The organism is Pelorhabdus rhamnosifermentans, assembly GCF_018835585.1.
Classification (GTDB): Bacteria; Bacillota; Negativicutes; order UMGS1260; family UMGS1260; genus Pelorhabdus; species Pelorhabdus rhamnosifermentans.
Map to the genome: position 1 here is coordinate 17,685 of NZ_JAHGVE010000010.1, position 15,370 is coordinate 33,054.

Annotated in this window: 17 protein-coding genes, 6 tRNA genes and 1 other annotated feature; all 23 genes read left to right on the top strand. The window is 42.1% G+C overall.

Going from position 1 to position 15,370, the window contains the following annotated elements:
- Positions 1-11: 11 nt before the first annotated feature.
- On the top strand, positions 12-1,169 hold the full coding sequence (gene ispD / locus Ga0466249_RS27205; RefSeq protein WP_215829919.1) for a 2-C-methyl-D-erythritol 4-phosphate cytidylyltransferase: 1,158 nt from the start codon (positions 12-14) through the stop codon (positions 1,167-1,169).
- A 107-nt stretch (positions 1,170-1,276) separates the two neighbouring features.
- Positions 1,277-1,561, top strand: a complete 285-nt coding sequence (locus Ga0466249_RS13120) for a hypothetical protein (protein ID WP_215829920.1) — start codon at positions 1,277-1,279, stop codon at positions 1,559-1,561.
- 160 nt (positions 1,562-1,721) lie between these two features.
- Positions 1,722-3,188, top strand: a complete 1,467-nt coding sequence (gene gltX, locus Ga0466249_RS13125) for a glutamate--tRNA ligase (RefSeq protein WP_215830076.1) — start codon at positions 1,722-1,724, stop codon at positions 3,186-3,188.
- Positions 3,189-3,228: 40 nt separating this feature from the next.
- Positions 3,229-3,444 (top strand) — a binding site (T-box leader).
- 42 nt (positions 3,445-3,486) lie between these two features.
- Positions 3,487-4,218, top strand: coding sequence for a serine O-acetyltransferase (cysE, locus tag Ga0466249_RS13130; protein ID WP_215829921.1), 732 nt, complete (start codon positions 3,487-3,489; stop codon positions 4,216-4,218).
- On the top strand, positions 4,199-5,641 hold the full coding sequence (gene cysS, locus Ga0466249_RS13135; protein ID WP_215829922.1) for a cysteine--tRNA ligase: 1,443 nt from the start codon (positions 4,199-4,201) through the stop codon (positions 5,639-5,641). The genes cysE and cysS overlap by 20 nt, the downstream gene beginning before the upstream one ends.
- Entirely contained in the window at positions 5,638-6,120 is a 483-nt protein-coding gene (locus Ga0466249_RS13140) for a Mini-ribonuclease 3 (protein ID WP_312889774.1), read from the top strand. The genes cysS and Ga0466249_RS13140 overlap by 4 nt, the downstream gene beginning before the upstream one ends.
- 36 nt (positions 6,121-6,156) lie before the next feature.
- Complete coding sequence (gene thyX, locus Ga0466249_RS13145; protein ID WP_215829923.1) at positions 6,157-6,858, top strand: FAD-dependent thymidylate synthase; 702 nt, start codon at positions 6,157-6,159, stop codon at positions 6,856-6,858.
- A gap of 51 nt (positions 6,859-6,909) precedes the next feature.
- On the top strand, positions 6,910-7,650 hold the full coding sequence (rlmB, locus tag Ga0466249_RS13150) for a 23S rRNA (guanosine(2251)-2'-O)-methyltransferase RlmB (RefSeq protein ID WP_376769302.1): 741 nt from the start codon (positions 6,910-6,912) through the stop codon (positions 7,648-7,650).
- A gap of 2 nt (positions 7,651-7,652) precedes the next feature.
- Positions 7,653-9,011 carry a VanW family protein gene (locus Ga0466249_RS13155; RefSeq protein WP_215829924.1) on the top strand — a complete coding sequence of 453 codons (1,359 nt, stop codon included), beginning with the start codon at positions 7,653-7,655 and terminating at the stop codon, positions 9,009-9,011.
- A 93-nt stretch (positions 9,012-9,104) separates the two neighbouring features.
- Positions 9,105-9,635 carry an NYN domain-containing protein gene (locus Ga0466249_RS13160; RefSeq protein ID WP_215829925.1) on the top strand — a complete coding sequence of 177 codons (531 nt, stop codon included), beginning with the start codon at positions 9,105-9,107 and terminating at the stop codon, positions 9,633-9,635.
- Between the two features lie 140 nt (positions 9,636-9,775).
- Positions 9,776-10,522 (top strand): RNA polymerase sporulation sigma factor SigH, encoded by a 747-nt coding sequence (gene sigH / locus Ga0466249_RS13165; RefSeq protein ID WP_215829926.1) that lies wholly within the window; start codon positions 9,776-9,778, stop codon positions 10,520-10,522.
- A gap of 111 nt (positions 10,523-10,633) precedes the next feature.
- A complete protein-coding gene (gene brxF / locus Ga0466249_RS13170) occupies positions 10,634-11,089 on the top strand; it encodes a BREX-3 system P-loop-containing protein BrxF (RefSeq protein ID WP_215829927.1) in 456 nt (151 codons plus the stop codon).
- Between the two features lie 172 nt (positions 11,090-11,261).
- Positions 11,262-11,789, top strand: coding sequence for an NUDIX hydrolase (locus Ga0466249_RS13175; RefSeq protein ID WP_215829928.1), 528 nt, complete (start codon positions 11,262-11,264; stop codon positions 11,787-11,789).
- A gap of 413 nt (positions 11,790-12,202) precedes the next feature.
- Positions 12,203-12,278 (top strand) — tRNA-Thr (locus tag Ga0466249_RS13180).
- Positions 12,279-12,295: 17 nt separating this feature from the next.
- Positions 12,296-12,381: transfer RNA gene (locus Ga0466249_RS13185), tRNA-Tyr, on the top strand.
- A gap of 32 nt (positions 12,382-12,413) precedes the next feature.
- Positions 12,414-12,489: transfer RNA gene (locus tag Ga0466249_RS13190), tRNA-Met, on the top strand.
- Between the two features lie 10 nt (positions 12,490-12,499).
- Positions 12,500-12,575 (top strand) — tRNA-Thr (locus tag Ga0466249_RS13195).
- A gap of 14 nt (positions 12,576-12,589) precedes the next feature.
- Positions 12,590-12,666 (top strand) — tRNA-Met (locus tag Ga0466249_RS13200).
- 156 nt (positions 12,667-12,822) lie between these two features.
- Positions 12,823-14,025, top strand: a complete 1,203-nt coding sequence (gene tuf / locus Ga0466249_RS13205) for an elongation factor Tu (protein WP_215829929.1) — start codon at positions 12,823-12,825, stop codon at positions 14,023-14,025.
- 209 nt (positions 14,026-14,234) lie between these two features.
- Positions 14,235-14,384, top strand: coding sequence for a 50S ribosomal protein L33 (gene rpmG / locus Ga0466249_RS13210; protein WP_215829930.1), 150 nt, complete (start codon positions 14,235-14,237; stop codon positions 14,382-14,384).
- 28 nt (positions 14,385-14,412) lie between these two features.
- Positions 14,413-14,488 (top strand) — tRNA-Trp (locus Ga0466249_RS13215).
- A gap of 51 nt (positions 14,489-14,539) precedes the next feature.
- On the top strand, positions 14,540-14,755 hold the full coding sequence (gene secE, locus Ga0466249_RS13220; RefSeq protein ID WP_215829931.1) for a preprotein translocase subunit SecE: 216 nt from the start codon (positions 14,540-14,542) through the stop codon (positions 14,753-14,755).
- 32 nt (positions 14,756-14,787) lie between these two features.
- Positions 14,788-15,318: a transcription termination/antitermination protein NusG gene (nusG, locus tag Ga0466249_RS13225; RefSeq protein ID WP_215830079.1), complete on the top strand. Its 531-nt coding sequence runs from the start codon at positions 14,788-14,790 to the stop codon at positions 15,316-15,318.
- Positions 15,319-15,370: the final 52 nt, after the last annotated feature.

The window sequence follows — 15,370 nt, forward strand, 5'->3', positions numbered from 1 at the left end:
GGAGAACTGAAATGGTAACAGCAATTATTGCTGCTGCCGGTCAGGGAAAACGAATGGGCTTAAAGAGGAACAAGTTATTTGTTCCTCTTTTTCATGATTCCATTATTGTCCAAACCATAAAGACATTAGCTCGTTCGTTATGGATTCATCAGCTGATCGTTGTAGCAGATCCTAAAGATAAAGTAGAAATTGAGCAAATTTTAGGCCAATGTAGACTTACCAAACCTTGTCAGGTCGTGGCTGGCGGCAGTGAAAGACAGTATTCTATTGCTCATGCTTTAACTGTAGCTCCTGATAGTGGATTATTATTCATTCATGATGGTGCACGTCCTCTCATTGATGAGGAAACAATTGAAAAAGTAATCAAAACTGCCGAAATGTGTCAGGCTGCTATTGTGGGTGTTCCTGTAAAAGACACAATTAAGTGCGTACAAAACGGCAGGATTGTTCATACGCCAGACAGAAAGCAGCTATGGGCTGTGCAAACACCACAGGTATTTGAAGCCAAACTGCTTAAGGCTGCTTACCGAACGGCTGATGAACAGCAATATTTAGGTACAGATGATGCTTCGCTCGTGGAAAGATTGGGAGTGAATGTAGTAATGGTAGAAGGAAAGTATGAAAATATTAAAATTACGACACCGAGCGATATGACAGTGGCCAGAGCCTTGCTGGCTCCGCCAACCCTTCCGCCGCGCGTTGGTTTTGGTTATGATGTTCATGCGTTTTCCCAAGCTAGAAAGCTGATATTAGGCGGTGTAACGATCCCCGATCATGCAGGGCTTGCAGGCCATTCTGATGCCGATGTTTTGCTTCATGCTATTACAGATGCTTTGCTAGGCGCTGTGGGAATGGGCGATATTGGTCAACATTTTCCTGATTCGGATGCCGCTTATAAGGGAATATCTAGTTTAGTTCTGCTTGGCAGGGCTTATGCATTACTTGAGGACCAGGCTTATGAGGTCTATAATATTGATGCAACCATTGTTGCTGAGCAGCCTAAGTTGGCTCCTTTTATCAGTCGAATGAATCAAAATATAGCCAAACAACTGAACATAAGCTTTAAACAAGTCAATGTAAAAGCAACGACAACAGAGGGCTTAGGATTTGCAGGTAAAAAGGAAGGTATAGCCGCTTATGCCATCGTGTCTGTGATAAATAGAGGTTGAAATGCACCGGTTCATGTATCCAAACTGTAAGTTAATTACATGGCATGTATAAAGAAACTAAAGCTACATATATTATGAGCAAAGCTGGCATTGAAGGAGGATTTCCGATGAAAAGGGAACTCATTGTGGCATTTTTGCTTGTTGTATTATCGACGTTATTCTATACTACGCCTGTGCAGGCTGAACAAGCCAATTTCAAGCTCAACGTTAGTTTCGTAAGGCAAAATGATGGAACAACGTCAGGGGAGCTTTGGTATAATGATCATGTCATTTGGCGGTTGACGGTGCTTGCCGATGGAGCTGAAATGGTAACCGGTCATGGGGAGAATAATACGGTTTTTGTTGCTCCTGATCTTAGTCATGGCTTTTTTTTACTAAAAATTTATCATTAGCGAATAATCTTATTTATTTTTCAGCGCTAATGCTTGTGGCCAGATAGAAAGGCCATAAATTAGCGCTTTTCTTTTGTGTTGTTTATTGCTTAGCAGCAGGAGGTTGCTAAAAAATCTCGAAATTAAATAGTTTATGAAGAAAATGGAGGTTCAAAAAGTGATGGAACAACAACCTATTCGGGTGCGATTTGCCCCAAGTCCGACCGGTCCCTTTCATATCGGTGGAGCACGTTCGGCTTTATTTAACTGGTTACTGGCAAAAAAATTAGGCGGCACTTTCGTGCTTAGAATTGAAGATACAGATCTTGTGCGTTCGTCGCGTGAGTCAGAGGAAAATATTAAAGAAGCTCTGCATTGGCTTGGTTTGTCGTGGGATGAGGGAATTGATGTAGGGGGGCCTTATGGCCCTTACCGTCAGACAGAGCGGTTCCCCATTTATAAAGAATATGCCGAAAAGTTACTTGCATCAGGACAGGCTTATTATTGTTATTGTACAGATGAAGAACTGGAAGCGGAACGGCAAGCTAAGCTTGCAAAAGGGGAAATGCCTATTTACTCTGGTAAATGCCGTCATTTGTCAGAACAGGAAAAAGCGAAGTTAGTTGCGGAGGGTCGCAAACCAACCATTCGTTTCCATGTACCTCTAGATCAACAAATTGTTTTACAGGATCTTGTACGTGGTCTCGTGTCATTTGAGTCAAATGGAGTAGGAGATTTTGTTATTGTAAAATCAGATGGTATCCCTGTCTATAATTTTGCTGTTGTTCTTGATGATAGCTTAATGAAGATTACTCATGTTATTCGTGCTGAAGAACATTTATCAAATACGCCGCGACAAATTGTACTTTATCAGGCACTTGGTTTGCCGATACCGAAATTTGGACATATTTCGCTTATATTAGGAAAAGATCGTACAAAAATGAGCAAGCGCCATGGCGCTACATCTGTGCAGCAGTATAAAGATCTGGGGTATTTACCTGAAGCCATTGATAATTTTTTAGCACTTCTCGGCTGGGCTCCTTCTGGCGAACAGGAGATTTTTTCTTTGGAAGAAATTACCAAACAATTTTCGATGGAACATGTTGCGAAAAATCCAGCTGTTTTTGATATTGATAAATTAAATTGGATTAATGCTCATTATATTCGGCAGGCCACGTCAGAACGGGTATTGGAACTTGCTTGGCCTCATCTTGTAAAAGCAGGATATGTTGATGACGACGTGACGGAAGATAAACGAGCTTGGCTAGTGAAAGTGACAACCGCTCTCAAGGGCTATATCAGCTACGGTGCTGAGCTTGCTGACCATATGGCCTTATTTTTTGAAGATGAATTTACTCTGGAAACAGAAGAAGCTAAAGCGGTACTTCAACATGAAAGCGTTCCTAAGGTTATACAACTTTTTGAAGAAAAACTGACAGCTTTGGAAGTTGTCGATGAGGCAGCTGTCAAAGGCATTATGAAATCCTTAACAAAGGAACTGAAGTTGGGCGGAAAATATGTCTACATGCCGATTCGTGTTGCTCTTACAGGCAAGATGCATGGACCGGAATTGATTGAGATCATTCCACTTTTAGGGGTCGAGCGGACACTCACACGCATAAAACAGACTTTAGCGAAATATATTTGACACAGTGAACTACGAATCAGTATAATAACTTTAATAATTGTTATTAGCTATGAACAGGAAAGTAAGTGCAGGTATTTCTACAGAGAGAAGCGACCCAGGCTGAAAGTTGCTTCGGAAGAAATGCGCCCAAGTGCACCTGGAAGCTTGAAAGCTGAACTAAAATCTAGTAGGCTTTTACGATTCGGCCTCGTTATCGGCTGTCTAGTGGGTTCGTTATGAACCAAACAGAGTGGGACCACGGACCACCGTCTCTGTATGAGAGGGTGGTCTTTTTCTATGATCATGAAGGAGGATTACTATGTTTAAGCGATTGAAACGAGATATTCGCGTTGTTTTTGCTCGCGATCCCGCTGCTAGAAGTGTTTTGGAAGTGTTATTTTGTTATCCTGGTCTCCATGCGATCTGGTTTCACCGTATTAGCCATTTTTTATATTTAAAGGGATGGATTTTGGTACCACGTCTTATTTCTAATTTCAGCCGTTTTTTGACAGGTATTGAGATTCATCCAGGCGCGACAATTGGAGAAGGATTTTTTATTGACCATGGCACTGGCGTTGTCATTGGTGAAACAGCGGAAGTCGGCAATAATGTGACACTTTATCAAGGTGTCACGCTTGGCGGTACAGGAAAGGAAAAGGGGAAGCGCCATCCGACCATTGGCAATCATGTTGTTGTTGCAAGCGGAGCTAAGGTACTCGGATCTTTTTTTGTCGGTGATTATTCTAAAATTGGGGCGGGTTCTGTTGTATTGAAAGAAGTGCCGCCTTATTCGACTGTCGTGGGGATTCCTGGCACGGTTGTTTGCCGTTATGGGAAAAAGATTGAACAATTGCGTGATCCTCATGAGTCTGATGATGTAGATGACATTGATGAGGAAGATGTGGGCGATGACTTAGAGCATGGTGATTTGCCTGATCCTATCACAGAAATGATGATGTGTATGCAGCGGCATATTAACCGATTAGAAGCGCGGCTGGAGCAAGTAGAGCACAAAGAGGAGCTGATCAAGCATGACAATGAAAGTATATAATACGCTGACAAGACAAAAAGAAACCTTTGTACCTGTAGAGCCTGGTAAGGTGAAAATTTATGTTTGCGGTGTAACACCTTACAATCATCCGCACATTGGTAATGCCCGACCTTTTGTGACGTGGGATGTTATTCGTCGGTACTTCGTCTACCTGGGCTATGATGTACAGTATGTACAAAATTTTACGGATGTTGATGACAAAATTATTAATGCAGCCAACACAGAAAATGTGAGTTGGGATGTCATTGCCAATCGCTATATTGCCTCATATTTTGAGATTATGGATTCCCTTGGGGTAAAGCGGGCGGACGTTTATCCGCGTGTTTCTGAACATATTCCGGAGATTATTGATGTTGTACAGAAATTGATTGATAAGGGGTTTGCCTACGTAATTGATGGCGATGTTTATTATAAAATAACGGCTTTTGACGATTACGGACATTTAAGTGGGCGGTCTCTCGATGATATGCAGGCAGGTGCACGCGTAGATATTGATGATCGGAAGGAGAATCCCATGGACTTTGCTTTATGGAAGAGTGCTAAACCAGGTGAACCTGCTTGGGAGAGTCCGTGGGGACAGGGAAGACCGGGCTGGCATATTGAATGCTCTGCCATGTCGATTAAATATTTAGGCGAAACATTTGATTTTCATGGCGGTGGCAGTGATTTGATTTTCCCTCATCATGAAAATGAAATTGCTCAGTCTGAGGCCTATACAGGAAAGCCTTTTGTGCACTATTGGCTGCACAATGGTTTTATTACAGTCAATGAGGAAAAAATGAGCAAATCGTTAGGAAATTTTTTCCTTGTGCAGGATATTACCAAGCATTATTCGCCAGCTGTTTTGCGGTTTTTCCTTATTGCCACGCATTACCGTAGTCCTCTTGATTTTAGTGATGAACGGCTGAGCGAGGAGGCACGTGGTTTGGAACGTCTCACAGCTGCTTATGAGACGCTTACTTATTTGAAAACTTTATCCCATGATGGTCCAAGTGCAGATTCGGCGGCCTTTGTGGCAGCTGCTAAACAGGCTGAAGCTGATTTTATTGAAGCTATGAATGATGATTTTAATACATCACTGGCTGTCAGTGCGCTTTTTAATTTGGCCAAAGAGATAAATATTTATCATAGTAAGGTGGTCTCGGAAAAGTCAGGTAATGATGCCCGGGCTGTAGAGACTGTTATGACCTGTTATGCGCGCCTTGCTGATGTTTTGGGATTGAAAGAAGCATTTGTGTCAAACACGACAGTAGGTGCTGATGCTGAGCTTACTCAGGGGCTGATGGATCTCATTTTGTCGATACGGGCTGAAGCACGCCAAAAGAAAGACTGGGCGACAGCTGACAAAATTCGTGATGCCCTTGGTCAATTAAATATTATCGTGGAAGATTCGCCTCAGGGAGCTAGGTGGAAAAAACAGTGAATTTCGCACAGTTTCGTCATTTGAAGAAACAAGCTTTGATTCTGGACTCCAATGGAAATCCGCAAAAAAAGTATGACAAGTGTGACGTGAAAATGCTGTCTCCCCTTGTTCTAGCCTATGTTGGGGATGCTTTCTTTGATCTGTTTATTCGTATTCGTCTGCTTGATTTTGAACAAAGCAAGGTGCGTATTCTTCATGATTATGATGCCGTCATCGTGTCGGCTACCATGCAGTCACTGGCTTTTCAAGAAATGGAAGACAATTTGACAGAGGAAGAAAAGTCCATAGTGAGGCGGGGGCGTAATGCCAAGTCGAATGTTCCTAAGAGTGCCACTGTCCGTGATTATCGAATAAGCACGGGTTTTGAAGCATTATTAGGATATCTGTATTTGACCGAAAATATTGAGCGATTAAACGAAATTTCCGAAACAGCATTTGTCGTTATTTCCCGAGCAATAGCAGAAAAAGCAAAATCATGAAATAAATAATTTGAAAAGAAAATGAGGGGTAAAAAGATGAAAGTAACACTTTGTGGCTATACGCCACAACCGGAAAAAACCGTAGCCATGGCTGCAAGGCTTTGTTATTCGCCGATTGGCGCAGCCGAACTAGCTGAAAACATGACAGATAAACAAGTGACAAACTTAGTGAATAAAATTGCGGATCTCGGTCATTTGTCGACAATTGAACATGTTAGCTTTACTTTTGCTATTGAAGGCGTTTCCAGAGTGCTCAGTCATCAACTTGTGAGACACAGAATCGCTTCCTATTCCCAACAGTCACAGCGGTATGTAAAGGAGCATGATTTCGAATATATTATTCCCCCGTCCATTGCTGCCAATGATCTTGCGTTGAAACGGTATGAAACATTGATGAACACCATTCGTGAGACCTATAATGAACTTGTTGAACTAGGTGTTCATCAAGAAGACGCTAGGTATGTGCTAGCCAATGGAACGGAAACAAAAATTGTTGTCACAATGAATGCAAGGTCTTTGATGCACTTTTTTCAGCTTCGCTGTTGCAGCAGGGCGCAATGGGAGATTAGGCAGTTAGCCTATCTCATGCGGGACGAAGTTAGAAAGGTTGCACCGCTGTTATTTAAAAAAGCCGGACCCGCTTGTGAGACTGATGATTACTGCAGTGAAGGAAACATGACTTGCGGCAGGCTGGAAAAACTGCGTGCCAATCATTTGAATGAAATACATAGCTTGTGAGAAGCCGGGCAAAACTATTAAGTATCGTCAGGTAACTGAGGAGGAATTCCTGTGTCAGAAGAAGTTATTATTGGCCGAAATAGTGTGGCTGAAGTCATTAAAAGCGGTCGCTCCATAAACAAGGTTCTTGTAGCCAAAGGGGATAGACAAGGCTCTCTCAAACAAATTGTAGGTCAGGCGTTAAAGAAGGGGCTACTAGTCCAAGAAGTGGATCACGCCAAGCTCGACTCCCTTGCGGAAGGCCAGAATCATCAGGGCATTATTGCTTATGCGGCACCCATTCAGTTTGTTGATGTGGCACAAATGCTACAGAATGCTGCAAACAAAGGGGAACAGGCTTTTTTGGTTCTCCTTGATGAATTGGAGGATCCTCATAATGTTGGTGCCATTATTCGAACTGCCGATGGAGCGGGTTGCCATGGCTTACTTCTACCTAAGCGGCGGACAGCCCCTATTTCGTCTACAGTAGCTAAGATATCATCTGGGGCTGTGGAGTATGTACCTATTGCCCAGATTGGCAATGTGTCGCAAACAATTAAATCGCTGAAAAAGCAAGGCGTGTGGGTAGTCGGCGCGGATATGGACGGTGAAAAAAACTACTATGATGCTGATTTGACGGGGCCCATTGTTGTTGTTGTTGGCAACGAGGGTCAGGGACTCAGCCGCCTAATAAAAGAAAATTGCGACATTTTGGTAAAAATACCCATGAAAGGACACATGACTTCGCTTAATGCATCAGTTGCCTGTTCATTACTGCTCTATGAAGTATGCAGACAACGGGAGTTGAAATAATATTGAAACGATGCTGTTATGTTAGTGTAGCGTTGGTGCTCTTGTTATTTACGGGTGGATTTATTTTTGTTTGGCCCCTTGTGGCAGGCAAAGTATATGCTGGTGTCACAGTAGAGGGTGTGGCAATGAGTGGTCTTACTATAGACGAGGTGAAAAATCTGCTCTGCCTATGGCGCGATGAACAAGCAACACAGCAACCCTTTAGTGTATATTATGGTGAAAAAGTTTTTCCTCTTGCCCCTCAAACTGTGGACTATGACGTGGATGTCGACGCGACAGCCGATGAGGTGATGCGTTGGGGGCGAAAGGGAAGTTTATTCGAGCGTGTTCAGTACATTTGTCAAGCAGAGCTGCGTGGTCATTCTGTTTCACTGCGCAGTCATTATAGCGAACAAAAATTAGAGAACCTTATTGAGAATTGGCGCGAAAGCATAGATAAGGCGCCTCGAAATGCTGGTTTTAGTATTTTGCACGGCGGCATGATTCACGAAGAAACGGGGCATAAACTTGAAACGAGTTCATTAAAGACCCTGATTGTCCAGGCACTCAATCAATCGTCTGGACCCAAGACGTTAGCCCTTCCTGTTACTCCTCTTTATCCTGAGTTAACGACGGGTGAACTTGCACAAACAGGATTAAAAGAGTTACTTGCCACTTTCACAACAACATTTAATGCTGATGACCGTAATCGTTCTATGAATATTGGCATTGCAGCTAACAAAATTAACGGACATATTATTTATGCTCATGAAACTTTTTCTTTTAACGATGCTGTAGGACCGAGAGATAAAGAGCACGGGTTTAAAGAAGCCATGGAAATTGTGGACAATGCCTATGTTCCTGGTATTGGCGGGGGAATTTGTCAAGTTTCTTCTACTCTCTATAATGTAGCGCTATTGGCAAACCTGTCTATTGTTGAACGTTATAACCATTCAAAACCCCTCGGCTATGTAGGACTTGGCAGGGATGCTACGGTTGCTTATGGAACGTTAGACTTTAAATTTACCAATGATTTTCCTTTCCCTGTCATGATTGTTGCAGAAGTGCAGGATAATGAATTATGTATCGGCTTGTTCGGGACAACGAAGCCGACCAGTGAAACCGTAAAAATTGTGACTGAGAATCAGCAGGTTATTTCACCCGCTATTGTGAGAAAACAAGATAATGCTTTGCTGCTTGGCGAAACAGAGCTGGATAAACAGGGGAAACCAGGTTATGAGGTGACGACAGTCCGCGTCGTTGAGCAGGATGGTAGTACAATAAAACGTGAAATTATTGCAACAGACAAATATCTTCCCGAAAATACAGTTGTCAAATTCGGTACAAAAATGCCCGATTTTTCTTTGAAAAGTACTTACTAGGCGATGAGTAAGCAATGAAAATTTTATTCCCGTCTAAAGTGAAAAATGTATTTTAGACGGGGATATGATAATGGAGTAAAATGGGAGAAGAAAATGGGGAAAATACGTCGCGACTATTTACTCGTCGATGGTTATAATGTCATTCATGATTGGCCGGAATTGAAAGAGATGCTGGATCATCTTGATCATGCTAGAGATCGTCTTACCGATTGGCTGGCCAGTTATGGTGAATACAAGGGCTATGAGGTAATGATCATCTTTGATGCTCCAGCTGTAACGGGCTTTAAAGAACGGTCCTTATTGGTGCATGGCCATGTAACGGTGATTTTTACGCAGGAAGGTGAAACAGCGGATAGCTTTATTGAAAAGGCATCTTACAGGTTGGCACGAGCGGGTCGGGACGTTTATGTTGCTACCTCGGACGCAGCAGAACAGCAGATTATTCTTGGCGTAGGTGCTTTTCGTATATCGGCGCGCGAACTAAGACGCGATATGATGGTTACCATGAGAAATATGCCCCGGCGATTAACCGAAGGCGATAGACAGACAGAGCGCAATGAAATTGAAGGACGCATCAATCCAAATGTTCTTGAAAAACTCAATAAACTCCGCATGAGAAGGTAGGCCTCTTCACAAAGAATGCTTGACTAAAATGGCTTTACTAAGGTATAATTTTCGTGAAGTAGCATGTACTTATTAGTGAAGGCACTAAGGATTAGTGCATTTTATTTTTGTAGGTCATCAGGAAGAATGGGGGCGATCGAATGCGGGCAAATACTCAACGCGATCTGTACGGTTGTTTTGAGAATATGATGGATGAAGAAATTGTTGCCGATGTCAAAGATAATGACAACACAGTCGCTCTGGAGTATCTTATTAATAAATACCGTAATTTCGTTCGAGCCAAAGCTAGATCGTACTTTTTAATCGGTGCGGAACGGGAAGATATTATTCAAGAAGGAATGATCGGTCTTTATAAGGCTATTCGGGATTTTCGTAATGATAAGCTTTCTTCTTTTCGGGCCTTTGCCGAACTTTGCGTAACCCGCCAAATTATTACGGCGATTAAAACGGCTACGAGGCAGAAACATATTCCTTTAAACTCGTATGTCTCGTTAAATAAACCAATTTATGATGAAGATTCTGATCGTACGCTTCTCGATGTTTTATCAGGTTCGAAAATTTCTGATCCCGAAGAATTGGTGATCAGTCGTGAAGAATTTATTGACATTGAAGGAAAAATGTGCGAGATTCTGAGTGATTTGGAATGGAAAGTATTAATGAGTTATTTAGACGGAAAATCATATCAGGAGATTGCCGTTGAGCTTGATCGTCACGTGAAGTCGATTGATAATGCTTTGCAACGAGTCAAACGAAAATTGGAACGATATTTGGATAATCGTAGCGATGATGCTGAAGTACGTGGTATGTATAAAGGTTTAGCCGGACTAAATAAAGAACTTCAGGTTGAGTTGGCTGACTATAATTCTTCAAATGACAAGCATAACTGACATCCCTATGGGGGTGTCTTTTTATTTTTATCATGTTATGAAGGAATTTTTTATTTATTGCCGAAAGAGGAGGAACGAAGACCCAAGAATAAAAAAGGTGAGGTGGAGTCCATGTCAGCCGCGTTAAGAGTAGTGGAGTGCTTACGTGAAGTGGAACACATGCCCAATAAGCTTGTTTTGATTGTTGGGAAAGCCGGCGCCGGAAAAAGCAAAATCTTACGGGAATTGGCAGATGTGAAAGGTTGTCGCTATCTGGATTGTAAGTTCTTAATTACGGATGATCTCATTGATTTAGTTCCCAAGGTGCGACAACAGCAAGCACCAGGCATTATGGATGAGGTATTGAGCGGATTTTCAGCGGAAACTTTTCTGTTAGATCGTATTGAACTGTTTTTTAGGCCTGTACTGTGTTTAGAGCCACTCAATTTGCTTAAGCAATTAAGTCGAAAGTATTCACTTGTTGTAGCTTGGCCGGGTAAATATGAAGATGGTAAGCTGATTTTTCAGGATTGGAAATTAGACAGTCATACTTATGATGCGAAGGGGATTCGGATTATTGAGTTATAACTTTTTTTATAAGTGGACTGTAGCAATATAAAGTTTGTTTTTGAAACAAGAGATAGCTTTTATCTCTTGTTTTTTAGATATGCGAGAAATTTTTTCGCAACGATGACTCAAAATAATCTTACTGTGTGAATTTCTCTATTATACAATTATACAAACGAAAGGAACTGTTTTTATGCAACAACGTTATCAATTTTGCCCCTATTGCGGCGGAAAACTTTATGTTGAAAGAAAAGCCGAGCGGCCTCGTTTGACTTGTCAAAGCTGTGGGCGTATTTTATATGAGAACCCAATTGTGGGAGTCGCTGCCGTTGTGCGAAATGCGGAAGGTAAGATTTTGCTTGGCAAGCGAAGTGAGACGGCTTCTTATGCCGGACTTTGGTGCATACCCTGCGGCTATGTGGAATATGATGAAGAAGTGAGGCAGGCTGTTTGTCGAGAATTTTACGAAGAAACGGGACTAGAAATTGTTGTAAAAAAAGTTTTTGCAGTTCTTTCTAATTTTCATAATCCCCTTGTTCATACTGTGGGAATTTGGTTTGAAAGTGAAATAGTTAGTGGTTGCCTTGAGGCTGGCGATGATTTAAGCGAAGTGGGCTATTTCGCACTTCATGAAGTGCCGCCGTTGGCATTTCCTACCGATCAGATTGTATTAGATATGCTTAAGAGTGAGCAAGAAAAAATTCAGCCGCTTATTAAATAAGTAGGGAGAGAAGTGTATGGCAGATTAACTTGCTGCTAGTCTGTTGGGCATTATTGAAGGACTAACGGATTTTTTGCCTATTTCTTTGGCGCGACAATTGTTTGGTTGATGCGTTTTTTGAATCGTTTCACTTTAGCGGCTTTTGCTTACTATTGATTTGTTCTGGCGTTCTTATCAATTGGATATTTTTATTATTGAAAAGATGCTAAATAAGTGTTTACAAGGATAAATTCTTGTGGTATCATTAGTTCCTGTCAAGGATATTTATGTCGATCCATCGTTCTTAATGACTTTGAAATGAAATTTTAGGAATAAAGAAAAACAAAAAAAGTTGTTGACACAGCGCATTGAAAGATGTATAATAAATCTTGTCGCTAAGAACGAAGCCCTTGTGGCGGAGTTAAAAATAACATGCTGGCGTAGCTCAATTGGTAGAGCAGCTGACTTGTAATCAGCAGGTTGGGAGTTCGATTCTTCTCGCCAGCTCCAGTTTTAAAAATTTAAATGGGTAGGTGGCCGAGTGGCTAAAGGCAGCAGACTGTAAATCTGCCTCTTAACGGATACGATGGTTCGAATCCATCCCTGCCCACCATTTTCATTAATTTTATAGTAAGGTTTGAATGTCGCGGGGTGGAGCAGCTGGCAGCTCGTCGGGCTCATAACCCGAAGGTCACAGGTTCAAGTCCTGTCCCCGCAACCATGTATTTATTGCTGATGTAGCTCAGTCGGTAGAGCGTATCCTTGGTAAGGATAAGGTCACCGGTTCAATCCCGGTCATTAGCTCCACATATATATAATATGGCGGCGTAGCTCAGTTGGCTAGAGCATGCGGTTCATACCCGCAGTGTCCGGGGTTCAAATCCCTGCGCCGCCACCAAGTGAAACTACAAAAAAGCCTCGCATATTGCGGGGCTTTATTTACTTATAATGAAAACAAAGCGATAAATTACCGCTATTGTGAAAAGAATGCAGGATTTTAACATTGTTGCTAGAAATGATCAGTATTACTTTTTTAGGGAGGACATGAGATAGAATGGCTAAGAAAAAATTTGAAAGAAACAAACCTCATGTGAATATTGGCACCATCGGTCACGTTGATCATGGCAAGACTTCTTTAACGGCTGCAATTACCATGACACTGGCAAAAGCAGGCGGTGCAGAATTCATGGCGTATGACATGATTGATAAGGCTCCAGAAGAAAGAGAACGTGGAATTACGATTAATACGGCACATGTGGAATATGAAACAGAGAAACGTCACTATGCCCATGTTGACTGCCCAGGCCATGCTGACTATGTAAAAAACATGATCACAGGTGCTGCACAGATGGATGGTGCTATCCTTGTTTGTAGCGCTGCTGACGGCCCAATGCCTCAGACTCGTGAACACATTCTGCTGTCCCGTCAGGTTGGCGTACCAGCAATGGTCGTATTCTTAAACAAGATGGACCTTGTTGATGATCCTGAACTGATTGAATTGGTAGAAATGGAAGTACGTGAATTGTTATCAAGCTATGAATTCCCTGGTGATGATATTCCAATTATTACAGGATCCGCTGTTAAAGCACTTGAATGTGGCTGCGGTAAACGCGAATGCGAATGGTGCGGTAAGATACATGAATTAATGGATGCTGTTGATGAATACATTCCAACACCTACGCGCGACACGGACAAACCGTTCTTGATGCCAGTAGAAGATGTCTTCACAATTACCGGTCGTGGCACAGTTGCTACAGGTCGTGTAGAAAGAGGCGAAATCAAAGTAAGTGATACTATTGAAATCGTCGGAATGACAGAAAAACCAAAAGCAACGGTTGTAACAGGTCTTGAAATGTTCAGAAAACTGTTAGACAGCGCTGTAGCAGGAGACAACATTGGCGTACTGCTGCGTGGTGTTGAAAGAAAAGAAATTGAACGTGGTCAAGTACTTGCAAAACCAGCTTCAATTAAACCTCACACGAAATTTTCGGCACAAGTTTATGTACTGACGAAAGAAGAAGGAGGCCGTCATACGCCGTTCTTTAATGGCTATCGTCCGCAGTTCTACTTCCGTACAACAGACGTAACGGGTGTGACGACGCTTCCAGAAGGCGTAGAAATGGTAATGCCTGGCGACAATATTCGCATGGATATTGAGCTTATTACACCGATTGCAATGGAAGAAGGACTTCGTTTTGCAATTCGTGAAGGTGGCCGTACTGTAGGCGCCGGTGTTGTTTCAGCAATTAATGCATAATCGTAAAAATTAATTTTGTCTACATAGTGCGGGGGAGACACAAAGAAGAAGAGACTTCTTTGTGTCTTTGCGCGTAAATTAGACCGTTTTTTGCGAGATATGGCACACCAGGGCTCGTGGGCTATTGACATAGCAAATTAATTATGATAAATTATATTAGCGACATTTTAAAGACTTGTCACATTTATTAGCTTAGAGGGGTGTAAAAGATGCGCAACGCAGTAACATTGGCCTGTACGGAATGCAAACAACGCAATTATCAGACCAATAAGAACAAGAAAAATGATCCGGATAGATTAGAACTCAACAAATACTGCAAGTTCTGTAAAAAAGAGACTTTACACAAGGAAACAAAATAACTTATAATAGTTAAGTGTTATACTTAGTAGGGGCATAGCTCAATTGGTAGAGTAGCGGTCTCCAAAACCGTTGGTTGAGGGTTCAAGTCCTTCTGCCCCTGCCAGTGTGTAAAAAGTTATGGAACCTGGCAGAAGACGGGGTGTGAGTAAGAAACATGGCTACTCAAGAAACGGCAATGCCGCAAGGAACGCCGCGGTTTAAAAAATTCTTCCGGGAAGTTAAGGCCGAACTCAAAAAGGTGTCATGGCCCAATAAGCAGGAACTTATTTCTTACACAGGAGTTGTTTTTGTTTCGGTAATATTTATTGCCGCTTTGATTTGGGTAGTTGACAGTGTATTTAACGAGGCGTTACGACTGATACTTAAGTAGGGGGTGGGGGACGGAAAAGTCCCTTGGTAACGATGGAATCAGAAAAACACTGGTATGTCATACATACCTATTCAGGGTATGAGAACAAGGTTATGGCCAACCTGGAACGTAAAGTGCATTCCATGGCTATGGAGAACGAAATATTTAATATTGTTGTTCCCATGGAAGACGAAGTAGAGATCAAGGACGGTCAAAAAAAAATATCGAAGAAAAAAGTATTCCCAGGCTATGTGCTTGTGGAAATGATCGTGACAGATCGTTCGTGGTATGTGGTGCGCAATACGCCGGGTGTTACAGGTTTTGTCGGTTCCGGTACCAAACCTATTCCGCTTAGTACTGCCGAAGTGAAGCACATCCTTAAATCGATGGGAATGGAAGATGTCAAACCCAAACTTGATATCGAGTTAAATCAACTTGTGCGCATCACAGCAGGGGCCTTTGAAAATTGGTCAGCCACAGTGATAGAGGTTCATCCGGAACAGGCTAAACTGAAAGTTCTTGTCGATATGTTTGGACGAGAAACACCGGTCGAATTGGATTATACACAAGTAGAAAAGATATAAATAGAGTGCAGTAAAACTGCCTTTAAGTGGGAGGACTTCTAGTCCGTCAACC